The sequence below is a fragment of the Francisella philomiragia genome (assembly GCF_018135955.1).
Classification (GTDB): Bacteria; Pseudomonadota; Gammaproteobacteria; order Francisellales; family Francisellaceae; genus Francisella; species Francisella philomiragia.
Genome location: NZ_CP063138.1, coordinates 1,710,824 through 1,734,828 on the forward strand (window position 1 = coordinate 1,710,824; position 24,005 = coordinate 1,734,828).

Below are 24,005 nucleotides of genomic sequence, written 5' to 3' on the forward strand. Positions count from 1 at the left end.
TAAATGTCAGGTTTTAAATTTTACACATTTTTCTTTAATAGTGCAGATCTGATCTTACCGATAGCTTCTGTAGGATTAAGACCTTTAGGACACACAGAAACACAGTTCATAATAGTTCTACATCTAAATAGACTAAACGGATCTTTTAAATCTTCAAGTCTTTGTTCCGTAGCAGTATCTCTTGAATCCGCAATAAATCTATATGCCTGTAACAAACCTGAAGGCCCTATGAACTTATCTGGATTCCACCAAAATGATGGACATGATGTTGTACAACATGCACATAGAATACACTCATAAAGACCATCTAATTTAGCTCTATCTTCAGGAGACTGCAACCTTTCCTTGACAGGAGGCTCTTCATCATTTATAAGATATGGTTTAACCTTTTCATAGTTTTTATAAAACTGCTTCATATCTACAATCAAGTCTCTAACAACTGGTAAGCCCGGTAGAGGATTAACTTTGATTGGTTGCTTTAACTCTCCAATTGAGGTAATACAAGCCAAGCGGTTTTTACCATTAATATTCATACCATCAGAACCGCAGACACCTTCTCTACAAGATCTTCTCATAGCCAATGTAGGGTCCTGTTCTTTGATAAGTTCCAAAGCAGTCAAGACTTTAACTCCCTCATTTTCTACTGTGACAGTATACTCATCATAATATGGCTTTTTATCTACTTCTGGATTATATCTATAAATCTTAAATCTTACATCCATTTATCAAATCCTCGTATTAATACTTACGTTCTGCTGGTTGGAAAGCTTTAACCTTAGTAGGAGACATATTTACATCACGTTGTGATGTTTTATCACCATCTAAGAAATACAACGTATGCTTCATCCAGTTCTTATCATCTCTTTCAGGATAATCTACTCTCGAATGCGCACCTCTAGACTCTTTTCTTTCAAGTGCTAACTTCGCCGTAGCTATCGCAGTCAATACAAGATTATCTAGTTCCAAAGCCTCTATTCTCATCATATTGAAAATTCTAGAATTATCTTCCAAAACAGCATTATCAAGTCTTTCTCTAATTCTGAATAACTTATCAAGACCTTCTTTCATTGTACTTTCTTGCCTAAATACTGAGAAGTATTGTTGCATAGTCTGCTGAAGCTCTTTTCTAAGCACCGCTATTTTTTCTTGACAACCTCTTTGCTCAGAAGTATCCCACTTAGTGATTCTAGCAGTTGCTTTTTCAATACTCTCTTGCGAAACTTCTTTCGAAGGCATACCTTCTTTCAAACTCTGCTCAGCATGCATACCTGCAGCTCTACCAAATACAACCAAATCTAATAAAGAGTTACTACCAAGTCTATTTGCGCCATGTACTGATACAGAAGCACATTCACCAACGGCATATAAGCCACCAATAACCTTATCTTCACCATTCACCTGAGTGATTACCTGACCATGCTTATTAGTTGGTATTCCACCCATTTGGTAATGACATGTAGGTACAACTGGTATAGGCTTCTCAACAGGATCTATACCAGCAAAAGTTCTACCTAACTCTCTAACTGTAGGCAATCTTTCATCAATAACTTCTTCACCAAGGTGAGTCAAGTCTAGCCATACACAACTTGTCCCAGAGAAAGTATCACCACGACCTTCCATAATTTCTTGTTGCGATGCACGCGACACAACATCACGACAAGCAAGATCTTTTGCATTAGGAGCATATCTCTCCATAAATCTCTCGCCATCTTTGTTACGTAACACTCCACCTTCACCTCGACATCCCTCAGTAACCAAAACCCCAGCTCCAGCAATACCAGTAGGGTGAAATTGCCAAAACTCCATGTCCTGAAGTGGCAAACCTGCTCTTAAAGCAAGACCCATACCATCACCTGTGTTGATATAGGCATTAGTACTAGATTCGTATATACGACCTGCTCCACCAGTAGCCAATATAGTAATTTTTGCTTTCAAGAAAACAGTTTCTCCTGTTTCTATGCTAAGAGCTATTACACCGGCTATACTTCCATCATCAGCTTTGACCAAGTCAACAGCAAACCATTCCGTATAAAAATCAGTTTTATGAGAAAGATTGCCCTGATATAAGGTGTGTAAAAGCGCATGCCCAGTTCTATCAGCCGCAGCACAAGTTCTTTCTGCCTGATTAGCAGGATCATAATTTCTAGACATACCACCAAATGCTCGCTGATATATCTTACCGTTTTTTAGTCTTGAAAAAGGCATACCCATATGCTCTAACTCAATGATTGACTGTGGAGCATGTTCACACATATATTCGATTGCATCTTGATCACCAATATAGTCAGAACCTTTAACAGTATCATACATATGCCACTTCCAGTCATCTGAAGGCAACCCGTCATTGAACTCAACATTCCCTAGAGCCGCTGCAATACCCCCTTGGGCTGCAACCGTATGCGATCTAGTAGGAAAAACTTTAGACACAACAGCTGTTTTGAAACCTGATTGCGACAACTGAAAAGATGCTCTCAGACCAGCACCTCCAGCACCAATTACAATAGCATCAAACTCTTGCGTAGCTATACTCATAAAAATAACCTCTTAGTAGAAAAATAAAACTGCGAATAACCAAAAAAAGCAGAACACATAAATTAGCACAAAGCTCAGCATAACAAGAGCTGATGCCCAAGCATACTTAATATAGTCACCACAAATAATCCAAATGCCAACCCAAGCATGGAAAAACATGGCTAGATAAGCCATCAGTGTAGCGACTCTAAAAAACATACTATCTGTGAACAATCCTCTCCAACTGTCATAATTAAGTGTTCCAGCATGAGATAAACACAAAGTTTCCAAAATCAGATAACCAAAGTAAACAGCAATAATCACAGCTGTTACTCTTTGAACAAAGAAGTCTTTAATTCCAGAAGAAGTTAATGAAATTACAGCCATAAGTAGCACCCCCATAAAATAGCAGATAAAACACCTAAAATAATAACAAGCAACGAAGTAATCTTAGCTGCTTTCATACTTTCACCAAAACCCATATCCATAATCATATGTCTGACACCTGCATAAACATGATAGGTTATAGATGATAAAAACAGCCAAAAGAATATACTGCACCATCCTCTAGTCAAAACAGCAACAGTTTGCTGATAGCCATCCGGACCTGCAAGTGTATAATTCATACCAACAACCGCCAGAGGTATTGCAAAAATCAATACCACACCAGATATACGATGCAGTATAGAGCTAATAGCAGTAATAGGAAACTTATAAGATTTAATTGACATCAAATCAACATTAGTAATTTTTTTCATGCTCGACATTCCTCCGAAGCAATTTATGTATATCAGTAAATCGGATGTAAACCAATGTTATACAACAACTCTTAAATAATATATTTTTAGTAAAACAAATTCAAATACTTAAACAAATTTTTGATTCTATTTTACTAGATAATTAAATGCAACAAACTATTAAGCAAAATAAACAATATTCACATCATTGATATCTTATGACTTTTTTATTTGCAAAACAGAAATCTTTAGCTTATTATTCCCCTGTAATGATACCTAAATAAATATGTTTTTTTTAGAAAAGGTATCTTTTTATTGCAAACCTTTTGCATTGTATTTTTTGATCAACTCACTTGGAGGCCTATTAATGAGTAAATATGCAACTCTTAAGTATGCAGATAAAAATATTGAAATAGAATTACCAGTCTACTCTCCTAGTCTAGGTAATGACTGCATAGATGTATCATCTCTAGTAAAGCATGGTGTCTTTACTTATGACCCTGGCTTTATGTCGACAGCTGCATGTGAATCTAAAATCACGTATATCGACGGTGGCAAAGGTATTCTTTTACATAGAGGCTATCCAATCGAACAATGGACGCAGAAATCAAATTACAGAAATCTTTGCTATGCTTTGATTTATGGTGAATTAGGAACAGATTCTCAGATCAAAGATTTTAGAGAAGAGATTATAGCTAAGATGCCAGTATGTGAGCATGTTAAAGCAGCTATTTCTGCTATGCCACAACACACTCATCCAATGTCTGGATTAATTGCCGGTGTCAATGTTTTGGCTGCTGAACATATTCACAAGGGTCAAACTGAAGCACAAGATGAAGTTGCTAAAAATATAGTTGCTAAGATTGCAACTATTGCAGCTATGGCTTACAGACATAACCAAGGTAAAAAATTCCTAGAACCTAAAAAAGAGTATGGTTATGCTGAAAACTTTATATACATGATGTTTGCAGAGGATGAAAGCTTTAAGCCTGATGAGCTACACGTTAAAGCTATGGATACTATTTTCATGCTTCATGCTGATCACGAGCAAAATGCCTCGACATCTACAGTTAGACTTTCTGGCTCAACAGGTAACTCTCCTTATGCAGCTATCATAGCAGGTATTACAGCACTTTGGGGTCCTGCTCATGGTGGCGCTAACGAAGCTGTTTTAAAAATGCTATCAAAAATTGGTAGTGTTGATAATATCGATAAGTTTATAGAGAAAGCTAAAGATAAAGATGATCCATTTAGACTAATGGGATTCGGCCATAGAGTTTATAAAAACACTGATCCAAGAGCAACTGCAATGAAGAAAAATTGTGAAGAAATTCTTGCTAAGCTTGGTCATAGTGACAATCCTCTTCTTGCAATCGCAAAGAAACTAGAAGAAATTGCTCTTCAGGACAGCTACTTCATTGAGAGAAAGCTTTTCCCTAACGTAGATTTTTACTCTGGAATCATATTAAAAGCTATGGGTATTCCAGAAAGTATGTTTACAGCAATATTTGCTCTTGCTAGAACTTCTGGCTGGATATCTCAATGGATCGAAATGGTGAATGATCCAGCACAAAAAATTGGTCGTCCGAGACAGTTATATACTGGCGCAACAAGTAGAGATCTATAATTTAATCAAAACTGCTTTCTTATTTTATTTACTTTTTTCTTTAATTAAACTACGATTCTTTTATCAAAAAATTTCTATTCTATAGATAATGAATAACTCTCTCACATTTAGTGACAAATTGGTTACACCATTTAAACAGCCTAAAATGTTTACTATGCTAATTTTAGGTTATGCCTCTGGATTACCTCTGATGCTTACAGCATCATCATTACTGCTTTGGTATAAAGATAGTGGTATCAATATTCAAAATATAAGTTTTTTAACACTTATAGCAATACCATATACATTTAAATACCTATGGGCTCCATTCCTTGATAAAATTAATATTTTAGGGATTGGTAGACGCAAAGGTTGGATACTTACAACACAGATAAGCCTAATTGTTCTAATAGCTCTTATGAGTCAATTATCTCCCGCAGCTCAACCATTTATGATCGCTTTTATCGGCTTTTTAATATGCTTTACATCTGCAACACAAGACATCGCCATAAATGCATATCAGACTGAGGTTCTTAATGAGAGAGAGAAGGCTCTTGGTAATGCTATAGCGGTTATGGGCTATCGTATTGCAATGCTTGTAACAGGCTCGTTAGTACTAATATTTGCTGATTATTATAGTGGCGGTGCTGAACCTATAGAGATATGTACACCTAAACTTACTGAATACTATGGTAGCAATGTCTTATTTACTAATATTGATATAGTTTCTACTCAAAAACTTATATCTAACAGTTGGAGCCTAGCACTAATAACAATTCTTGCATTTTTCATAATCTGCCCATTATATTGTTTATTTCTAAAAGAACCTTCATCGGCCAAAACTCCAAAAAGTTTTAAAGAAGCCTTCACACAGCCTTTTATTGAGTTTTTTAAACGACAGGGAATCAAAACTGCAATTATAATATTATTGATAATAATTGGATATAAACTTGCAGATGCGATCGCATTTTCACTTAATACAGTCTTTTTTGCTGACTTAGGATTTGATAAAACCACAATAGCAGTTTCGTACAAAGCTTTTTCATTAGCAGCAACTTTAATAGGTCTTATCGTAGGTGGACTAATCGCAAGAAAAATAGGTATTTACAAAAGTTTTCTCTTCTTTAGTATTATTATGGCATCAGCAAATCTAATGTATGTGTTACTAGCAATTGTTGGTAAAAACTACTATCTAATGGTAAGCTCTGTTGCTGTCGAGTATTTTTGTGGAGCAATGGGTACAGCAATACTTGTAGCGATGATTATGAGTCTTGTAAATATAAAATTTTCAGCAACACAATTTGCTGTCCTTAGTTCAATTGATTCACTAGGAAGAGTCCTTGTAGGACCATTTGCTGGATATGTACAAAGCCACTATAAATGGGAAGGACTTTTCATAGCAAGCTTTATAATAGGAATACTTATATCTACTATCATCTACATTTTTAGACAAAGAATTAAACTAATGGCAAATATCCAATAGATACTCAAAGATTTATTTATTTTTTTCTAACAAATAATAGAGAAATAATAAAAATTATCCACGGAAACAAAAGAACTGCTAGTACAATATTTTTTGTAACAGCAGTTATTTGAAGACTTGGAAATAGTATAATCACCACTAAAACAAATACTATAGACAATACTCCAACAATAAAAGAATATAGTGGTATTTTATTTTTATTCACTTGATACAACCTATTTCTTAAACTGCTCAGAAACAAATTTCCAATTTACTATATCCCATAAAGACTCAACATATTTAGGTCTTGCATTACGATAATCAATATAATAAGCATGCTCCCAAACATCAAATGTAAGTAAAGGTTTTTTGTTATCCGTCAAAGGACAGCCTGCATTACTAGTAGTAACAATCTCAAGTTTGCCTTCGGTATTTTTTACCAGCCAAGCCCAACCAGATCCAAATGTAGCTACAGCCGCTTTCGAGAATTGATCCTTAAAGTTATCTATTGAACCAAAAGTTTCAATAATCGCTGCTTTTAACTCGCTTGATGGTTCAGTTTTAACTGGTGACAGGCAATTCCAATAAAATGTGTGATTATACACTTGAGCAGCATTATTAAATATACCGCCTGAAGAAGTTTTTATTATTTCTTCTAAATTTTTACCAGCATGCTCTGTACCTTCAATCAGATTGTTTAGATTAGTTACATAAGCTTGATGGTGCTTACCATAATGATACTCAATCGTTTCTTTTGAAATAGTAGGCTCTAATGCATCAAATGCATAAGGTAGTTTTGGTAATTCAAATTTCATCTCATTATTCTCCCTGAACTAGTTGAATTAATTATTATAGCATCTCGGTACTATACCCGTTTAGTATAATATGCTATCATTTTTTAGATAAAATTTCTAAACTTAGTTGTTTAATCAAATAAAAAGGAAATAAATATGTATACACAAGAAGAACAAAAAGTTGTTGATAGAATAGAAAAGCAACTAAAGGAAAATGATATTATCCTATACATGAAAGGCTCTCCAAATTTGCCTCAGTGTGGGTTCTCAGCCCATGCAGCTTCTGCAATTAGAGCATGTGGAAAGCCCTTTGCGTTCGTTAATATTCTAGAAAATCCAGATATTCGTGCTATTTTACCTAAATATGCTGATTGGCCTACTTTCCCTCAACTATGGGTAAAAGGTGAACTAATAGGCGGTTGCGATATAATCATGGAGATGAATGAGTCGGGTGAACTTAAGGAACTTATAGACTCGGTCAAATAAAAACTACTCACTGAAAATTATTTATTATTCATTTTTGTCCAAGCATCTGTACCATATTTACCCGTTGGCCTATATGCGCTCATGGTACACAAGCTTGACTCAGGGCCGATATTACATCTATATAAGTCCTTATTAACAGCCACAACCGTGCCCCCTTTATAATCCTCTATACCATAAGGGTAGATATAATCAGCGCCACTAGGTTTAACATCTTGCTCTTTGTTCACAAAGTGAGAAATATCATTTGTAATATTACTCCATGCCACAAAACCTTTTTCTTTAATAGGGCTATAAGAAGATTTATTACAATACTCTTCTTTCTGACACTCGAACTCTCTTCCATCAGCAAGCACAATTTGGCCCACCTTATAGCTCCCTATACCTCTTGGATAAGTAGCTACCTCACCTTCTTTCAATTTAAATTTCTTACTTTCAGAATATTTTTTTGTGCTTTGTGGCTTAATCTCTTCCCATGCAAGATCCCCGTATAAGCCATTGGGAATATATGCTTCATCATTACACAGCTTGACCTCTAGCATAGACTTACATTTATACATCTTGCCTGCAAAACTTACAACAGTGTCTGATCCATAAGTGCCTATCTGATACGGATATCTAACAATTCCTGTATCCATAATATATTTTTGCGGTTTATGAGAATCATTTACTTTTTTCAGGTATCTATCACTATCATTCACAATTGAAGCTACTGGAGGTAGTTCGATATTTGCTATATTATTAGTAGAGCTCCAAGGTAAATGCTGATAACCATCACTTAAATCTCCCGACTTAATATTTGTAGCATCAAAATCCATACTCCAAAGAGCAAATCCAGCAAAGGATGCTTTATTTTCTTTCATTAATGAAAGTATTTGCTTTATCTCCGAACTTGATAAAACATAAGTATCTCCTCCATGAACCGCGCCCTTAGTCGCTGGAACAACAAATACGAGTTTATTAGCTGGAATTTTAATAGGCCTATCAACTTCATACTTCGGATGATTTGCTTCAAATCCTTGAGGTGTTGTCAGAGCCCATGCAAGCGAAGCCAAAAATTTATCATAGCCATCTAAAGGAGATATTTTTATAAATTCACCCTTTTGATCCTTGTATAAACCTAAAATTGCATCAGCTGGTCTTTCAGAAAAAGTATTAAGAAAAATATAATTTATCTTACTCATACCAATATTATCTAATAACTCAACATAGCCATGACTAACGTACATATTGTCCTTATTATTCTTAGCTAAAGGGGCTACTATATAATCCCACTCAGGAGAAAATGTTAGCCAAAAGTTCTTATCGCTGTGTCTAAGAGTCATTATCAATCTATTTATTTTTAAAGCGGCAATTTGAGCTTGCTTCTCATCCTTTGGCACTGCTGTTTTTGGCAAATCAAAATTTATACCATTGAAACCAAAATCTTTTACAATATGAATTAAACTATCAAAGTTTACAGTTTGCCAATCGATGTGCGATGACTTTCCTCCAAAAGAAATTAAAACATGTTTTCCTTTTGACTTCATATATCCAATAAATTCTTTAAGCTCATCAGGATCATATAACTTATTCGAGCTACCATTCTCATCATTAAATGACAACTCAAATCCTTTACTATTGGTATACCTAGCATATGCCGCGACTATTACATTGTATTTGCATACATCAGGATTTTTATCACAATATTCTTTATTTTCTGGCATTGATATATCAACTGGAGTTGTATTTATTTGCCTACCTGAAATATTATAAGAGCTACTCTTTCCCCATAAAGGCAAAAATCCCGCAATGACAGGGCCTTTTATTTTATTATCAACTTGAACACATACATTATCATAAATACATGCTCTAAGATTTTTAGCAAAGGAACCAGAACTATGAGATGAATCCCCATATAAGTCAGCGGCATAATCAGTATTTAAAGACCAGCCTGTTACTCCCGCAAATCTCGGTTTAAACTTAAGTTTCTCAAACTGAGGTAACATAAGCTCTACTGCCTGTTCAGTCGTTAATGATAAAGTTGCATTGCCCTCAGGATGATATACTGTATTTGTACCTCCTGAAATTGCATTTGTTGGTTCACCAATTAAAATCTTAGTATGAACAGGAATATTCAAATCATTGACAATTTTTGAATAACTATCTGCTATAAAACCAGGCTCATATTCTGGATATGTATCATACTCTTGGATAAATAAATAATCTATATACCCATTTTGAATTACTTTATCATAGTCATTACTCTTACCCGTTGTTACTAATTTATAATCATTTACCTGAGGCTCTGCAACTATGATAATATTTGGGTCAATTTTTTTGATATCCAAAGAAAGTTGATTAATAAAATCTGCTGATGTGAATTTCCTAAAACTATAAACAATTCCATCAATACTATTTTTATGCAAAAAATTGACTATATTATTTGCTAAGGAATAGATCTGTGTATCTGACATATCTTTGCCAAAAACTTTTGGAGATACATCTGTCTTATTTAGTCCAGGATGAAATGTATTTGGAATGCCTCCAACAGCTAGCAAGACTTCCATACCATTTTTTTTAGCTTGTCTTACTTTATCAATGATTGTTTGTATAGATGTAGGGCTAGAAGTATAAAGTCCAATATCTGTATTATAAACCTCGCCATAAGCTATAACAATAACATTATATCCATCATTCTTTGCCTGCTCAATATCAACTCTAGATGTTGAACCAGGAGTTCTAACATCTAAGAATCCAGCTATAATTCTCTTAGGAAGCAGATGCTCTAAAGAGCTGCTTTTTTGAACTTCAACATCGTTGGATGATTGGGCGATTATATATGTAGGTATTATCGACAAACAAAGTACAATTAAAGTAAAAACTTTTTTCATTATTAAACAATATAAATACTAGTATTATAATTATAAATAATTCTATATAAATATGTTAGAAATAGTCATTTTTTCATAAATCATTACAATAAATTTATAAGCAAATGTAAATCGGATTTAAACTTTTTGAAAATTAATAGAGTTGCTAGTCTTCTTTTGAGTAATACAAGCCTTTAGAAGAATTAAGAGCTTTAAGACGAGCATCAGCCTCACTAAGTCTTTTGCTCGCAGCTTCTATATCAAGTTTTGAAGCATCTGGATTCTTAAGAGCTTCCTGAGCTCTAGCTCTAGCTTTTTCAGCCTCTGCTTGATTTAAGTTTTCTGCTCTCTCCATATCATCTACCATAATTGTAACACGAGTAGGAGTAACTTCTACAATACCACCTGAGACGTATAGTACATCAGTATGTTCATCTTTTCTAACATTGACCACACCAGCTGGTAGAGTGGATAGAAGCTCTGTATGTCCATATGCTATACCCATCTCTCCAGCAGATCCACGTAGACTTACAATATCAGCCTCGCCTTTAAAAACTGAACCTAGGGGACTAACCACATCAACTTTTAGGTATTTTTTTGTCATATCTACACCCAATTATAGAGTTTTTGCCTTCTCGATTGCTTCTTGTATTGAACCAACCATATAAAAAGCTTGCTCTGGTAAATGATCATACTCACCATTAACTATTGCTTTGAAGCTAGCTACAGTGTCTTTAAGTGATACAAACTTACCAGGATTACCAGTAAACACTTCTGCAACATGAAATGGCTGGGATAAGAATCTTTGAATCTTACGAGCTCTATCAACTGTTCTTTTATCTTCATCAGAGAGCTCATCCATACCAAGAATAGCAATAATATCTTTCAACTCTTTATATCTTTGAAGCACCTTCTGAACAGCACGAGCTGTCTCATAGTGATCATGTCCAACAACTAGTGGATCTAACTGTCTAGATGTAGAATCTAATGGATCAACCGCAGGATAAATACCCAACTCAGCAATTTGACGAGATAATACAATCGTTGCATCTAAGTGAGAGAATGTAGTCGCTGGTGATGGATCTGTCAAATCATCTGCTGGTACATAAACAGCCTGGACTGAAGTAATAGAACCAGTTTTAGTAGATGTAATACGCTCTTGTAAGGCACCCATCTCTGCAGCTAGTGTTGGCTGATAACCTACTGCTGATGGCATACGACCTAATAATGCTGAAACTTCTGTACCGGCCAATGTATAACGATAAATATTATCGATAAACATTAATACATCACGCTTCTCATCACGGAAGCCTTCTGCTATCGTTAAACCACTAAGTGCTACTCTTAATCTGTTTCCTGGTGGCTCATTCATTTGGCCATATACTAGAGCCACTTTATCTAGTACATTTGAATCTTTCATCTCATAATAGAAATCATTTCCTTCACGAGTTCTTTCACCAACACCTGCAAATACTGAGTATCCACTGTGTTCTTTTGCAATGTTGTTAATAAGCTCCATCATTGTTACAGTCTTACCAACACCAGCACCACCAAATAGACCTACTTTACCACCTTTCGCAAATGGACAAATAAGATCAACTACTTTGATACCTGTCTCTAATATTTCTGTACTTAATGCTAACTCATCATATGCAGGAGGTGCCTGATGAATAGATCTAGTTTCTGTATACTGAATAGGCCCCGCCTCATCAATAGGTTCACCTAGTACATTCATAATACGACCCAAAGTACCATGCCCTACTGGTACGGAAATTGGTGCGTTTGTATTCTCCACAACCATTCCTCGTCTTAGACCATCACTAGAGCCCATAGCAATAGTTCTTACAACACCATCGCCGATTTGTTGCTGTACTTCTAATACTAAATTTGCTTCTTTTACATTTAATGCATCATATACTTTTGGAGTGTTATCTCTAGAAAACTCTACATCAATAACAGCACCAATTACTTGAATAATTTTACCTGTACTCATTTATTTCTCCTAAACTGCTGCCGCACCTGAACAAATTTCTGCAAGCTCTTGTGTAATCATAGCTTGTCTGACTTTGTTGTAATCTAGTTTCAACTGATCGATTATATCACTTGCATTATCAGTTGCATTTTTCATCGCCATCATACGAGCAGCTTGCTCACATGCTGCATTCTCTAATATTGCCCCTCTTACCTGAGCTTCAATATATCTAATACATAAAGCATTTAAAACTTCTTCAATATCTCTTTCATAAATATAGTCCCAATGACCCTTAGAAGCCTGCTCTTTGTTAGTTTTTAGCTCTTCTTTTGAAAAAATGTCTTGGATAGGTAACAATGTTTGCAATTTTGGTTTTTGTTTGATTGTACTAACAAATTGATTACTACTCATATAAAGTCTATCAATCTCACCATTTGTAAACCTATCTAACATAACTTTAAGTGCACCACGAATAGCTCTAATACTACCTTCATTATCTTTATCATTGTAATGTGCTGTAGCAACTACGTTAACATCTTTAAGTTTTGCAAAAAATGTTGCCGCTTTAGAGCCAATTGCGCAGACATCTACCTCAACTCTATCATCAAGATTCTTTTTGATATCTTTAAGAACGTGCTTAAATAAGTTGATATTAAGACCTCCACAAAGGCCTCTATCTGTAGATGTGACTATATACCCAACCCTTTTAACTTCTCTATCGAAAAGATATGGATTTGGATAATCAATACTTGCCATTGTAACGTTTTTGATAATAGTATTTGCACTTTCAACATAAGGGCGTACATTATTCATTTTGACTATCGCACCCCTCATCTTACTAGCTGCAACTAATTCCATAGCACCAGTGATTTTTTGGGTGTTCTTAACACTCTGTACTTTAGAACGTATCTCTCTAGCATTAGACATAGTCTATACTCCTATTACCAAGCTTGATTTGCTTTACAATCTTCAACAATTGTTTTTAACTTCTCTGCAATCTCAGCATCATACTTGCCAGTTTCATTAATCTCAGCAACAACTTCTGCATATTTATTTTCTGCAAGCGCATGTAATGCTGATTCAAAAGGAATAACTTCTGAAACTTCTAAGCTATCTAGATAGCCATTATCCGCTGCATACAATGATAATGCCATCAAAGCAATTGACAATGTCGAGAACTGCTTTTGTTTCAGAAGTTCTGTAACTCTTTGACCTCTATTTAACTGCGACCTAGTAGCTTCATCTAAATCCGACGCAAACTGCGAGAATGCTTCTAACTCTCTAAACTGCGCTAGTGCCAAACGGATACCACCACCTAGTTTCTTGATAATCTTAGTTTGCGCAGCTCCACCAACACGTGATACTGAGTTACCAGGGTTAATAGCTGGTCTTAGACCCGAGTTAAATAAATCTGTCTCTAAAAATATCTGACCATCAGTAATTGAAATTACGTTTGTTGGTACAAATGCAGAAATATCGCCAGCCTGTGTCTCAATAATAGGCAGAGCAGTCAAAGAACCTGTCTTACCTTTGACTTCACCATTAGTAAATCTCTCTACATACTCTTCATTTACTCTTGCAGCTCTTTCGAGAAGTCTTGAGTGAAGATAGAATACATCACCAGGATAAGCTTCACGCCCTGGAGGTCTTCTTAATAATAAAGAAATCTGTCTATATGCCCATGCTTGTTTAGTTAAGTCATCGTACACAATTAGTGCATCTTCACCACGATCTCTAAAATATTCACCCATAGAACAACCGGCATAAGGTGCTATATATTGCAAAGCAGCAGAATCAGAAGCTGTAGCTGCAACAATAATTGTATGCTCCATAGCGCCGTGCTCTTCAAGTTGTCTTACAATATTAGCAATTGATGATGCTTTTTGACCAATAGCAACATAGATACATTTAACTCCAGTACCTTTTTGATTGATAATTGCATCAATAGCTATGGCTGTCTTACCAATTTGTCTATCACCAATAATTAACTCTCTTTGACCTCTACCAATTGGAACCATCGAATCAATTGACTTAATCCCAGTTTGTAAAGCTTGATCTACTGATTTTCTCCAAATCACACCTGGAGCTATCTTTTCTATTGGTGAAGAATGAGCTGTTTCGATCTCACCCTTTCCATCAATTGGATTACCTAAAGCATCAACAACTCTACCTAGTAAAGCTTCGCCGACAGGAACTTCTAAAATCCTGCCTGTACAATATGCTTTATCGCCTTCTTTAATATGCTCGTAATCACCTAAAACAACTGCTCCAACAGAGTCAGTATTTAAGTTTAACGCTAGACCATATACATCTCCTGGCAACTTGATCATCTCACCAGCAGTTACATCATCTAAACCATATATAGTAACAATACCATCAGCAACGCTAACGATACTACCCTCTGATTTAAGTTCAACTGAATTATCGAACTTTTCAATTCTTTTCTTTATTAAACCACTTATTTCTGATGGACTTAATTGCATAAGCTCACTTCCTATAATTTATGATAACAAAATACTTTTTAATGTCTCTATACGACCAGATACAGAATCATCTATTACTGTATCACCAACCTTAATTACCGCTCCACCTAGTATGACAGGATCAATAATCACATTCATATCTATTGAACAACTGAATTTTTCTTCTAACTTAGTCTTCAAATTAGCCAATGTGTTTTTATCAATAGCATAAGCTAATGTAACATCTGCCACTTTTATATTATTATGAACGTTTCTTATATTTTCAAACTGGAATGAAATTTCAGACAGTATAGATAACTTTTTATTTTCCGCTACTAGTGCAACAAAGTTGAAAAACTTCTCATCAAGCTGATCTTTTACTGTATTTATAATCTCTATTTGAGAGATTTCAGGACTAGAAATAATAGCAGCGATAGCGTCATCTTGAACCAACTCGGCAAACGATTTTAGTTGCTTAGACCATTCTTGAAGTAGATTATATTCATTTGCAAACTCAAATGCAGCTTTGGCATACGGTTTAGCAATCACACTTAGATTTGTCATTTACCTACCTTCTCATCCAAATTTATACTTTCTCTACAAAGTCTTTCAAAATTTTCTTGCTAGACTGCTCATCAACATTTGCTGATATTATCTTACTAGCTGCTGCAATCGCCAAACTAACAACTTCATGCTTAAGCTCTTCTTTTGCTTTCACTTTTTCTTGCTCAATCTCAGCCATAGCCATACTCTTAATCTTATCAGCCGCAGCGATAGCCTCTTCTTTTGCTTGCTCATCAACCTTATGAGCCCTAACATAAGCATTCTCAACTATCTCAGTAGCTTTTGCCTTAGCTTCACGCAAGATTTCTGCAGACTGTCTTTTTGCAACTTCTAACTCTCGAGATGCCCTATCAGCAGACGCCAAACCTTCAGCAATCTTTTCTCTACGCTCGTCTAAAGCTTTGCGCAGTGGAGGCCATACAAACTTCATTGTAAATCCAACAAAGATTGCAAATGTTATCATCTGCCCAATTAGAGTTATATTAATATCCATCTACTTATCCTTTAGATAATAAAATTATGATTTTATATTACTTTATTATGCACCAATAACTTTCTGAGCAGCATCCGCTAGACCTGGAATAGCTAGAGGATTCGCGTACAATACTAAGAAACCAATAGCAATTGAAATAGCAGCAAACGCATCTACGAAAGCAGCCACGATAAACATACGACCTAATAACATACCGCCTAATTCTGGCTGACGTGCTACACCTTCCAAGTACTTGCCACCCAACACACCAAAACCTATAGCCGTACCTAAAGCAGGTAGTGATATCAGTAAAGCAACTGCTATTGCTGTTAAACCATTTAAGTTACCCAAAACTTGTAAAGACATATCCATTTTTTATTTCTCCTGTTTTATTTATTTTTATTTAGGTTGATTTAAAACTTAGTGAGCTTCCTGAGCCATATTTAGATAAACTACAGTTAGCATCATAAATACAAAAGCTTGTATTAAAACTATAAGTATGTGGAATATTGCCCATATACCACCAAGTGTCCACTGGAACCACCATGGTAATAATGCTATCAGAATAAATATAAGCTCTCCTGCAAAAATATTACCAAACAAACGTAGCGACAATGAAACCGGTTTAACTATCTCATCTACAAGCCTAAAGAATATATTTAAAGGGAATAACCATATCCCAAAAGGAGAGCTTAAAATTTCTTTCAGCAAACCAAAACCCTTAGCCTTGAGATTATAAAAAATCACCAAGAAAAACACTGCAATAGACATCGCAAAAGTAACATTTGGATCTGCTGTAGGCACAACTCTAAAATACACTTCATGACTATTAGTAAAGAAACTAATTATCCAGCCAAAAAGATCTACAGGGAGTAAATCCATCAAATTCATAAGCACAACCCAAACAAAGATTGTCAAAGCTAGCGGTGTAACAAAGTCTCTTTTATGATGGTAATTTTCTGCAACCATACCATCCATCCACTCCCACACTGCTTCGATCATATTTTGAAACTTGCCAGGAACGCCTGCATTAGCTCGTCTTGCAGCCATAAACATAGCCAAGATAAATACTATACCTAAAACCCCACTGACTAACAGTGAATCTACATTTAGCTGCCAAAAAGAACCCTCACCTAGGCTTATTTGCCAATGATGTAAGTGATGCTGAACGTATTCTGTAGCTACTTGAGAACCCGCCTCTGTATTTGCCATTACTTATTCCACCAATAATTTAAATAAATTAGTATTTACAACCCTAAAATACACCTATCTTACCCTTTTAAACAAAATAGGCACAAAACACACGACTAATTGTAACAAAAGTAATCCGAAAATGTAAGAAAATAATTTTGGTTTGACATAAACTGCAAGCAGTATTGTAATCAATGCAACAATGCTTAATTTCAGGAGTTCGCTCAAATAAAAAATAACTATCTCAATCCCTGGATTAAACTGTTTTTCGACAAATAATCTAAAAAAAAATACAAAATTAGCTAAAAACATTGTTAATGCTCCAAGTGCAAATGAATTAGCATAAGTATATCCATAGACCATGAGCACAATAACATAACCCACAAAGCCTAAAAGAAATTGCATCAATATAAACTTCTTTTCATCAATTCTAATATTTGCCAACATATCTAATATTAATATAAGTAAATTTGTTGAGCCTATAATATCAAAAATGCTTATATTAAACAAAGAAAAGCTTTAGGCTTGATTTATATATTTCAGAAACTTAAAATTATACTCTTAAGCTATAACAAAACAAACGCCGTATGGAACAAAAAATTCACAACATTCGCGGATATGCATGGATAATTATTATTCTCAGTTCTTTCTTGCTTTTTGATAAGTATATTATGCAAGTATTCCCTAGCCTGATTACCGATGATATGATGTCTAGCTTCCACACTAATGCTACCCAAACAGGAGCTTTAGGCTCGGCATTTTTCTGGTCAATAATTATTTGTCAGCTATTTCTTGCTGGCCCTATTATAGATAAATTTGGTTTTAGACTAATTAGTCCTATATCCATAACTATTTCTGCGATGGGAGTTATTCTATTTGTCGTTGCCTGTAATCTCGGTAGTTTGAGTATGGCTTATATAGCTAGAATTATTACAGGCATGGGCGTCTCTTTCGCTACCATCTCTTATCTTAAGGCTGTTTCAGTTTGGTTTGAGCCTCGTAAATTTGCTTTTGCTGCTAGTTTTTTAGCAACTGCTGCTATGATAGGAGCACTTTGTGCACAAGCTCCATTAGCATATTTGATAACTTTATGTGGTGATTGGAAAATGGCTATGCTCTTGTTTGCGGTAGCTAGCTTATTGATTGGTGTACTTTATTATATAGTTGTACGCGACTTCAATCCAAAACAACCGGAAGCTAGCTCACCAAGCAATCAGCTAAAAACTCTAGAAGCACTTAAAGAAGTCGTCAAAAATAAAAACAACTGGCTTTTGACTTTCTATGTTGGTTTAAGTTTTACAGCAGTAGATGCCTTTGCTGGATTCTGGGGTAATGCTTACTTTAGAGAAGCCTATCACCTATCACGTGAAGAAGCTGCCAGTATTATATCAATGATATTTATTGGCATGGCAATAGGCTCACCAATCATAGGAAAACTATCAGAAATCCTTGATAGTCGAAAAGGAGTAATGATTTTCTTTCACATAATAGGCTCTATTGCTTTAAGCTTTGTTTTACTTACTAAAACAAGTGCAACACTCTCAGCAATTCTACTTTTTATTTTTGGATTATGTCTTGGAATATACATGCTCTCATTTGCCATAGGAAATCGTATAAATCCAATAGTCATAACTGCAACAGTAGCGGCGTTTATTAATACCGGAGAGCCTATATTAGGAGCGATATTCGATCCTTTAATCGGCTATTTCTTAGATTGGTCGTGGACTGGGAAATACTTAAATAAAGCCGGAGAAATTGTTTCACAACACACAAGTCCTAACGATATTAAATATTTTGATTTAAGTTCTTACCATTTTGCATTTACGACCCTTGTAATAAGCTTGGTAGCATCACTAATAGTGTTATTAATGATAAAAGACAGTAAAGATTAAAACAAAACTATTCTGTTTTAACAAACTCATCAAACCTTGAATCTAATTTTGCTTCAATAGATATCAGCTTCTGCTGCTTCTCATCATAAAACTCTAATTTACCAGCATGAAGTAATAATTTATCAACTCCTTTAGCAAGTAGTTTTTCATCATCAATCATATAACCATATTTCTTATCAGCAACAATCGGATGCCCCATTGCTCTTGTATGAACTCTAATCTGATGTGTTCTACCGGTTTCTAACTTGATTTCTAGTAAGCTGTAATCACCTATTTTTTGCACTGCCAATATTCTTGTAAGAGCTCTTTTTCCTTCTCGCTTGTCAACTTTAACTATTCGTTGGCCATCTTTAGTTTCTGTACGACTTAATGGTAAGTCAATCGCATCTACCTTTTCATCCCAATGACCGTGAACTAAAGCATAATAAATCTTATTTACTTTACGCTCTTTAAAAATATCAAAGAAATATACTAATGAGCTATGCTTTTTGGCTAGTAGCACACAGCCTGATGTTTCTTTATCAAGTCTATGCACCAAATCTAAACGCCTTACTTTAGGACGTAGTTGTCTTAAACGCTCCACCAGACCTGAATTAACTCCGGAACCACCATGGACAGCCATACCTGATGGTTTATCAACAACGATATAATCATCCGTCTCGTATAAAATTCGTTGTTCCAAAAAGTCCAAATGAGATTTCGATACTTTTGCTATCTCTAAATTTTCTTCTAGACTAAATGGTGGCACTCTAACAATATCTCCCGCACTTACGCGAGTTGTTTGCTTAACCCTTTTTTTATTAACTCGTAGTTCACCTTTACGAATCCAACGGTAAATTAATGATTTTGGTAGTCGTGAAAACTTACTTATCAAAAAGTTATCGATTCTTTGCTCTATAACATCATCAGTAACTTCAATCAATTGAACTTTATTCATTTAAAACACCAAAACTAGAATTCTGCATATCATTAAGTCGGCTTATTGTTCGCTGAAATTCAAATTTCAAGCGCTCACCTTCATACAACTCTGTAAAATCATTATTAGCCAAAATTACAACTTTCTTATTTTGATCATAAAACTCATCAATCAAAGCAATAAACCTTCTTGCCATATCTTCATTATATTGATCAAATCCTGTCAGATTATATATAAAAATTTGTTCATACTTACTACAAATATCAATATAGTCATAAGAACTACGCCCATCACCACAAATGACTCTAAAATCGAAACATATATCTTTATGGCTTACAAGCATAGCAAAAATCTCTCTGCCCAAAACTTCTATATTAATATCTTTATCAAAGTGATGATTTCTAAGGAAAAATTTATCAAAAAAATTTTTACGGTTCTGCTCGTTATATGGATAGATATAATTTAAATACTCATTTGGCAAACGAAATCTATAATCAACCCCAGAATCTAAATTTAAAACATTTACATTTTTAATCAAAACATCAATCGCTGGTAAAAACAACTCTCTCTGCAAGCCTCTCTTATACAAATTTTCTGGCTCAATATTTGAAGTTGCAACCAGTGTCACACCAAGCTTAAACAATTCCGTAAAAACATTTCCCAAAATCATAGCATCAGCTATATCTTCGACAAAAAACTCATCAAAACAAATAACTCGCATATCTTTTGCCATATCATAGGCCACTCTTGATATAGGATTCTTATAACCTTGGTACTTCCTTAATTCAGAATGAATACCTTTCATGAAGTGTGAAAAATGCTGTCTTCTTTTCTGCTCTATCGGTAGATTATTATAGAAAATATCCATAATAAAAGTCTTCCCTCTACCGACACCTCCCCACATATACAATCCCTTTACAGATGGATATAGTGACCTTTTAAGAAAGCCAAATTTTGTTTTTTTATTTACTAATATCTGATCTATTATTTCTTGCAAACCTCTGATGGCTTCAAGCTGCAAAGAATCAACCTTCAAATCAAGCTCGCGAACCTTTTGGAGATAAATATCATCTAAATTCATTATTCAACTTCTTTATCTTTAACTAAAACAAGTAGAAAAAAGGATACAATCATGCTAAACACTAAAATTAAGAAAGCATTATGGTAAGCACTTATGTGAAAATATCTATGAGCTCCTTCTGCGGCTACATTCGTAATCTGATTATGAACATCTATATATTGACCAGTCCATGTTAGATCAAGCAAATGCCCTATCAAAGGATCAAATAACGCCCCAAGCAATGGTTCACCAGTATTAATCAGCGCAGCTACAGTAGCAGCCACAACTATTGGATTTATACGATTACCTATCGCAAAAGCAAGCATATATACTCCTAAACAAAACCCAAATATAAACAATAGTGCTCCTGAAACTCCAGGCGTAAGCTTAAATTGTAAAACCAAAGCCAAACAAATTGTAGCAATTATATGAAAAATTATCATAATTTTAACTCTATTATCAAATTTTTCAGATAGCTTACCTATTACTGGAGAGCCTATGGCAAGTCCAAGAAACATCATTGATACAATAAATGAAGCTTCTTTTGCTGGAATACCATACAACTCTCTAAAGTAATTATTACCCCAAATACCGCCAAAAACATCTATCGTTGTAAAGGTTAGTCCTGTATATAAAGTAAGATACCAATTGTTCTTGTTCATAAGTACCTTTTTTATACCTGCAAGAGTTCCAGTATTTCCTTTTGAACCATTTGCAAATGATGCCTCAGGATTATAATCTCTTACTAAAGCCAAATATAATAAGGCCATTACAATACTAAAACAAGCATAACCAATTAATGCTCTATGCCATGACCCTGTAATTTCAATAAGATACACAAGTGGAACTTGTCCAAGCAAAGCCCCCAGCATTGCAGCAGTCATTAAAAAACTACAAACAAAAGCAAATTTACGTGGATCAAACCAAACTGCAGCAGCTTTAATATAACCAACCGTGGCAAATGAAGCACCGATTCCAATCATTAATCGAGAAATACAACCGAGCGCAAAGCTATGAATGTCTGCGGAAAGAACAAACAGTATCAATCCTATTGCAGAAAGAATTAGTGAAAAAAAACTGACCTTTCTAAATCCCAGCTTATCTATAATTGGCCCAGCTACAAAAAACTGACAAAACACTACTGACCATAAAAATAATGACACCATAGCGCTCATTTCAGTAGCATTTATCGAAAAACTAGTCATCAACTCATTTGCTATCAGACTAGGAGAAACATTCATTATATATTTATCAATCAGTAAAAATGAGCTCAGACCTACAACTATCCAAGCATAACCTTTTATATCATGTAACTTCATATAGCTATTTTTTCTAGAAAATTTATTAATTTATTCAAAGGAATTTGTTCTTGTTGCTTATCTTGTTGTAAATATTTTACACCAACAGCCTGTTGCAATAATTCATCTTGACCAATTATTACAGCTATTTTAGCATCTGATTTATCTGCCTTTTTGAACTGTGATTTAAAGCTACCAAATTTCAAATCCATATCTATTTTTAATGCCGGTAATTCTTGACGAACATTTTCAACTAATAGTAACGATCTATGTAGCTGATTATTATCTAATATGAAAAAAACATCACTTTTATCATCTTCAATTGGAAGCTTACCTTCACTCTCAAGCAAAAGTAATAGACGCTCTAAGCCAATAGCAAAACCAATAGCTCCGGCTTTTTGACCACCTAAGCTTTCTATTAAATTATCATAACGACCGCCAGCACATACTGCTGCTTGAGCTCCTAACCGATCTGTGACCCACTCAAAAACTAGTCCACTATAATAATCCAAACCTCTAACTAACTTTTGATTAACCTGATAGTTAACTCCTAAGTTATCAAGATACTCACATGTCTGCTCAAATCTCGCCAATGAATCTTCATCAATAAAATCAATGAGTTTAGGTGCATTGGCTAATACCTGCTGAGTTTGTTCATTCTTAGAGTCAAGTATTCTCAGAGGGTTTTTGTCTAATCTTTTGATTGAATCTTCATCAAGCTGAGCATGATATGGTTTTAGATACTCTAACAATGCCTTCGTGTATTCTTGTCTGTTAGAACTTGATCCGAGACTATTTAACTCTAATTTTAGACATTCAGAAATACCTAGTTCTCTAAATAAGTTCCAGCTAATAGTAAGAATTTCTAGGTCTATTGCAATATTATCATAACCATAAGCTTCAACACCAAGTTGATAAAATTGTCTATACCTACCTTTTTGAGGTCTCTCATAGCGAAACATAGGACCAGAATACCAAAGCTTTTGTGTTTGTCCTCTATTAGCTAAACTATTTTCAATTACCATTCGCACACAGCCAGCCGTTCCTTCAGGCCTGAGCGTTAAACTTTCTCCACTTCTATCTACAAAATCATAAGTTTCTTTAGAAACTATATCCGATGTTTCTCCTACGCTTCTATGAAATAGTTCACTCTTTTCTAAGATGGGTAGCCTTACTTCATCATAATTATACTTATCTAGAATTGATTTTATTTTTGACTCTAAAAACTGCCACTTACAGCTCTCTTGAGGAAGAATATCATTAAAACCACGAATAATAGTAAGTTTGCTCATAAGCTACCTACCTTAATTTTTCAACTTTAGTTTCTTTATCACTATCTTTATAGTTTTCTTGTAACGAATTATCATCTTGCTTGATTATCTTAGAATCAGCTTCTAGAGCCTGTTGGATTTTTCCTTCCATTTCCATCCCATAATCAAGAGACTTATCATAAATAAACTTAAGATTTGGAACTATTCTAAGATTTAATGATTTAGCTATAGATGATCTAAAAAAACCCTTTGATTTTTCAAAGGCTTTAGAGATATATTGAGCTTCTTGAATATCTAAGCATGTGTAATATACTTTTGCATAAGATAGATCTTTAGAAAGCTCAACCTCAGTAATAGTTGCAGTAGCAAGCTTACTATCTTTTATTTTTGTACGTAGTAGCAAAGATATCACCTTTTGAAGCTCACTTGCTACTCGTTGCACTCTACCTTCTGCTGCCATAA

General features: G+C 34.7%; 24 protein-coding genes. 4 read left to right on the forward strand and 20 right to left on the reverse strand.

The window, feature by feature from the left end; translation table 11 throughout:
* Positions 1-20: 20 nt before the first annotated feature.
* The 4 genes from IMS64_RS08345 to sdhC are packed head-to-tail and all read right to left on the reverse strand — an operon-like array spanning position 21 to position 3,269.
* Positions 21-722, reverse strand: coding sequence for a succinate dehydrogenase iron-sulfur subunit (locus IMS64_RS08345; RefSeq protein WP_004286995.1), 702 nt, complete (start codon positions 720-722; stop codon positions 21-23).
* Positions 723-738: 16 nt separating this feature from the next.
* Entirely contained in the window at positions 739-2,532 is a 1,794-nt protein-coding gene (gene sdhA, locus IMS64_RS08350; RefSeq protein ID WP_211490416.1) for a succinate dehydrogenase flavoprotein subunit, read from the reverse strand.
* 12 nt (positions 2,533-2,544) lie between these two features.
* Positions 2,545-2,913 carry a succinate dehydrogenase, hydrophobic membrane anchor protein gene (sdhD, locus tag IMS64_RS08355; protein ID WP_004286993.1) on the reverse strand — a complete coding sequence of 123 codons (369 nt, stop codon included), beginning with the start codon at positions 2,911-2,913 and terminating at the stop codon, positions 2,545-2,547.
* Positions 2,889-3,269 carry a succinate dehydrogenase, cytochrome b556 subunit gene (sdhC, locus tag IMS64_RS08360; RefSeq protein WP_035722250.1) on the reverse strand — a complete coding sequence of 127 codons (381 nt, stop codon included), beginning with the start codon at positions 3,267-3,269 and terminating at the stop codon, positions 2,889-2,891. Before sdhC ends, sdhD begins: the two co-directional genes overlap by 25 nt.
* 346 nt (positions 3,270-3,615) lie before the next feature.
* On the opposite strand from sdhC, the gene IMS64_RS08365 reads away from it, so the two are divergent.
* Together IMS64_RS08365 and IMS64_RS08370 are read left to right on the forward strand one after the other, a co-directional pair.
* Positions 3,616-4,875 (forward strand): citrate synthase, encoded by a 1,260-nt coding sequence (locus tag IMS64_RS08365; protein WP_004286991.1) that lies wholly within the window; start codon positions 3,616-3,618, stop codon positions 4,873-4,875.
* A gap of 88 nt (positions 4,876-4,963) precedes the next feature.
* Complete coding sequence (locus IMS64_RS08370) at positions 4,964-6,337, forward strand: AmpG family muropeptide MFS transporter (protein ID WP_211490417.1); 1,374 nt, start codon at positions 4,964-4,966, stop codon at positions 6,335-6,337.
* 215 nt (positions 6,338-6,552) lie between these two features.
* Here the strand turns inward: IMS64_RS08370 and IMS64_RS08375 are convergent, their stop codons facing one another.
* On the reverse strand, positions 6,553-7,131 hold the full coding sequence (locus IMS64_RS08375) for a superoxide dismutase (protein WP_004286988.1): 579 nt from the start codon (positions 7,129-7,131) through the stop codon (positions 6,553-6,555).
* A gap of 135 nt (positions 7,132-7,266) precedes the next feature.
* On the opposite strand from IMS64_RS08375, the gene grxD reads away from it, so the two are divergent.
* Positions 7,267-7,596: a Grx4 family monothiol glutaredoxin gene (gene grxD, locus IMS64_RS08380; RefSeq protein ID WP_004286987.1), complete on the forward strand. Its 330-nt coding sequence runs from the start codon at positions 7,267-7,269 to the stop codon at positions 7,594-7,596.
* A 17-nt stretch (positions 7,597-7,613) separates the two neighbouring features.
* Here grxD and IMS64_RS08385 read toward each other — a convergent pair whose 3' ends face one another.
* From IMS64_RS08385 to IMS64_RS08430, 10 genes are all read right to left on the reverse strand, one after another.
* Entirely contained in the window at positions 7,614-10,466 is a 2,853-nt protein-coding gene (locus tag IMS64_RS08385) for a glycoside hydrolase family 18 protein (protein WP_211490418.1), read from the reverse strand.
* Positions 10,467-10,611: 145 nt separating this feature from the next.
* Complete coding sequence (locus tag IMS64_RS08390) at positions 10,612-11,049, reverse strand: F0F1 ATP synthase subunit epsilon (RefSeq protein ID WP_004286985.1); 438 nt, start codon at positions 11,047-11,049, stop codon at positions 10,612-10,614.
* A 12-nt stretch (positions 11,050-11,061) separates the two neighbouring features.
* Positions 11,062-12,438, reverse strand: coding sequence for a F0F1 ATP synthase subunit beta (gene atpD / locus IMS64_RS08395; protein ID WP_004286984.1), 1,377 nt, complete (start codon positions 12,436-12,438; stop codon positions 11,062-11,064).
* A 9-nt stretch (positions 12,439-12,447) separates the two neighbouring features.
* A complete protein-coding gene (locus IMS64_RS08400; protein WP_004286983.1) occupies positions 12,448-13,344 on the reverse strand; it encodes a F0F1 ATP synthase subunit gamma in 897 nt (298 codons plus the stop codon).
* Positions 13,345-13,358: 14 nt separating this feature from the next.
* Positions 13,359-14,900 (reverse strand): F0F1 ATP synthase subunit alpha, encoded by a 1,542-nt coding sequence (atpA, locus tag IMS64_RS08405; RefSeq protein WP_200165731.1) that lies wholly within the window; start codon positions 14,898-14,900, stop codon positions 13,359-13,361.
* Between the two features lie 18 nt (positions 14,901-14,918).
* Complete coding sequence (locus tag IMS64_RS08410) at positions 14,919-15,443, reverse strand: F0F1 ATP synthase subunit delta (protein ID WP_211490419.1); 525 nt, start codon at positions 15,441-15,443, stop codon at positions 14,919-14,921.
* A 22-nt stretch (positions 15,444-15,465) separates the two neighbouring features.
* Entirely contained in the window at positions 15,466-15,936 is a 471-nt protein-coding gene (locus IMS64_RS08415) for a F0F1 ATP synthase subunit B (protein WP_211490420.1), read from the reverse strand.
* 45 nt (positions 15,937-15,981) lie between these two features.
* Positions 15,982-16,287 carry a F0F1 ATP synthase subunit B gene (locus IMS64_RS08420; protein ID WP_004286979.1) on the reverse strand — a complete coding sequence of 102 codons (306 nt, stop codon included), beginning with the start codon at positions 16,285-16,287 and terminating at the stop codon, positions 15,982-15,984.
* Between the two features lie 48 nt (positions 16,288-16,335).
* Positions 16,336-17,127 (reverse strand): F0F1 ATP synthase subunit A, encoded by a 792-nt coding sequence (gene atpB / locus IMS64_RS08425; protein WP_004286978.1) that lies wholly within the window; start codon positions 17,125-17,127, stop codon positions 16,336-16,338.
* 54 nt (positions 17,128-17,181) lie between these two features.
* The gene (locus IMS64_RS08430) at positions 17,182-17,553 is read right to left on the reverse strand and encodes an ATP synthase subunit I (protein WP_211490421.1); all 372 of its coding nucleotides are present in this window, start codon (positions 17,551-17,553) and stop codon (positions 17,182-17,184) included.
* A 140-nt stretch (positions 17,554-17,693) separates the two neighbouring features.
* On the opposite strand from IMS64_RS08430, the gene IMS64_RS08435 reads away from it, so the two are divergent.
* Positions 17,694-18,998 carry an MFS transporter gene (locus IMS64_RS08435; RefSeq protein WP_088821710.1) on the forward strand — a complete coding sequence of 435 codons (1,305 nt, stop codon included), beginning with the start codon at positions 17,694-17,696 and terminating at the stop codon, positions 18,996-18,998.
* Positions 18,999-19,005: 7 nt separating this feature from the next.
* Here the strand turns inward: IMS64_RS08435 and IMS64_RS08440 are convergent, their stop codons facing one another.
* From IMS64_RS08440 to rbfA, 5 genes are read right to left on the reverse strand one after another with little or no spacing between them, the layout of a single operon-like run.
* Complete coding sequence (locus tag IMS64_RS08440) at positions 19,006-19,935, reverse strand: RluA family pseudouridine synthase (protein WP_004286975.1); 930 nt, start codon at positions 19,933-19,935, stop codon at positions 19,006-19,008.
* Complete coding sequence (gene zapE / locus IMS64_RS08445; protein WP_200148985.1) at positions 19,928-20,995, reverse strand: cell division protein ZapE; 1,068 nt, start codon at positions 20,993-20,995, stop codon at positions 19,928-19,930. Before zapE ends, IMS64_RS08440 begins: the two co-directional genes overlap by 8 nt.
* A complete protein-coding gene (locus tag IMS64_RS08450; RefSeq protein ID WP_211490422.1) occupies positions 20,995-22,293 on the reverse strand; it encodes an MFS transporter in 1,299 nt (432 codons plus the stop codon). Before IMS64_RS08450 ends, zapE begins: the two co-directional genes overlap by 1 nt.
* Positions 22,290-23,564: a histidine--tRNA ligase gene (gene hisS, locus IMS64_RS08455; protein WP_211490423.1), complete on the reverse strand. Its 1,275-nt coding sequence runs from the start codon at positions 23,562-23,564 to the stop codon at positions 22,290-22,292. The genes IMS64_RS08450 and hisS overlap by 4 nt, the downstream gene beginning before the upstream one ends.
* 7 nt (positions 23,565-23,571) lie before the next feature.
* Positions 23,572-24,003 carry a 30S ribosome-binding factor RbfA gene (rbfA, locus tag IMS64_RS08460; RefSeq protein WP_004286971.1) on the reverse strand — a complete coding sequence of 144 codons (432 nt, stop codon included), beginning with the start codon at positions 24,001-24,003 and terminating at the stop codon, positions 23,572-23,574.
* Positions 24,004-24,005 lie beyond the last annotated feature (2 nt).

What these genes read in the sequence shown, in the direction of transcription:
- IMS64_RS08345 (WP_004286995.1), bottom strand. Translation starts at nt 722, where the DNA reads ATGGATGTAAGATTTAAGATTTATAGATATAATCCAGAAGTAGATAAA.
- sdhA (WP_211490416.1), bottom strand. Translation starts at nt 2,532, where the DNA reads ATGAGTATAGCTACGCAAGAGTTTGATGCTATTGTAATTGGTGCTGGA.
- sdhD (WP_004286993.1), bottom strand. Translation starts at nt 2,913, where the DNA reads ATGGGGGTGCTACTTATGGCTGTAATTTCATTAACTTCTTCTGGAATT.
- sdhC (WP_035722250.1), bottom strand. Translation starts at nt 3,269, where the DNA reads ATGAAAAAAATTACTAATGTTGATTTGATGTCAATTAAATCTTATAAG.
- IMS64_RS08365 (WP_004286991.1), top strand. Translation starts at nt 3,616, where the DNA reads ATGAGTAAATATGCAACTCTTAAGTATGCAGATAAAAATATTGAAATA.
- IMS64_RS08370 (WP_211490417.1), top strand. Translation starts at nt 4,964, where the DNA reads ATGAATAACTCTCTCACATTTAGTGACAAATTGGTTACACCATTTAAA.
- IMS64_RS08375 (WP_004286988.1), bottom strand. Translation starts at nt 7,131, where the DNA reads ATGAAATTTGAATTACCAAAACTACCTTATGCATTTGATGCATTAGAG.
- grxD (WP_004286987.1), top strand. Translation starts at nt 7,267, where the DNA reads ATGTATACACAAGAAGAACAAAAAGTTGTTGATAGAATAGAAAAGCAA.
- IMS64_RS08385 (WP_211490418.1), bottom strand. Translation starts at nt 10,466, where the DNA reads ATGAAAAAAGTTTTTACTTTAATTGTACTTTGTTTGTCGATAATACCT.
- IMS64_RS08390 (WP_004286985.1), bottom strand. Translation starts at nt 11,049, where the DNA reads ATGACAAAAAAATACCTAAAAGTTGATGTGGTTAGTCCCCTAGGTTCA.
- atpD (WP_004286984.1), bottom strand. Translation starts at nt 12,438, where the DNA reads ATGAGTACAGGTAAAATTATTCAAGTAATTGGTGCTGTTATTGATGTA.
- IMS64_RS08400 (WP_004286983.1), bottom strand. Translation starts at nt 13,344, where the DNA reads ATGTCTAATGCTAGAGAGATACGTTCTAAAGTACAGAGTGTTAAGAAC.
- atpA (WP_200165731.1), bottom strand. Translation starts at nt 14,900, where the DNA reads ATGCAATTAAGTCCATCAGAAATAAGTGGTTTAATAAAGAAAAGAATT.
- IMS64_RS08410 (WP_211490419.1), bottom strand. Translation starts at nt 15,443, where the DNA reads ATGACAAATCTAAGTGTGATTGCTAAACCGTATGCCAAAGCTGCATTT.
- IMS64_RS08415 (WP_211490420.1), bottom strand. Translation starts at nt 15,936, where the DNA reads ATGGATATTAATATAACTCTAATTGGGCAGATGATAACATTTGCAATC.
- IMS64_RS08420 (WP_004286979.1), bottom strand. Translation starts at nt 16,287, where the DNA reads ATGGATATGTCTTTACAAGTTTTGGGTAACTTAAATGGTTTAACAGCA.
- atpB (WP_004286978.1), bottom strand. Translation starts at nt 17,127, where the DNA reads ATGGCAAATACAGAGGCGGGTTCTCAAGTAGCTACAGAATACGTTCAG.
- IMS64_RS08430 (WP_211490421.1), bottom strand. Translation starts at nt 17,553, where the DNA reads ATGTTGGCAAATATTAGAATTGATGAAAAGAAGTTTATATTGATGCAA.
- IMS64_RS08435 (WP_088821710.1), top strand. Translation starts at nt 17,694, where the DNA reads ATGGAACAAAAAATTCACAACATTCGCGGATATGCATGGATAATTATT.
- IMS64_RS08440 (WP_004286975.1), bottom strand. Translation starts at nt 19,935, where the DNA reads ATGAATAAAGTTCAATTGATTGAAGTTACTGATGATGTTATAGAGCAA.
- zapE (WP_200148985.1), bottom strand. Translation starts at nt 20,995, where the DNA reads ATGAATTTAGATGATATTTATCTCCAAAAGGTTCGCGAGCTTGATTTG.
- IMS64_RS08450 (WP_211490422.1), bottom strand. Translation starts at nt 22,293, where the DNA reads ATGAAGTTACATGATATAAAAGGTTATGCTTGGATAGTTGTAGGTCTG.
- hisS (WP_211490423.1), bottom strand. Translation starts at nt 23,564, where the DNA reads ATGAGCAAACTTACTATTATTCGTGGTTTTAATGATATTCTTCCTCAA.
- rbfA (WP_004286971.1), bottom strand. Translation starts at nt 24,003, where the DNA reads ATGGCAGCAGAAGGTAGAGTGCAACGAGTAGCAAGTGAGCTTCAAAAG.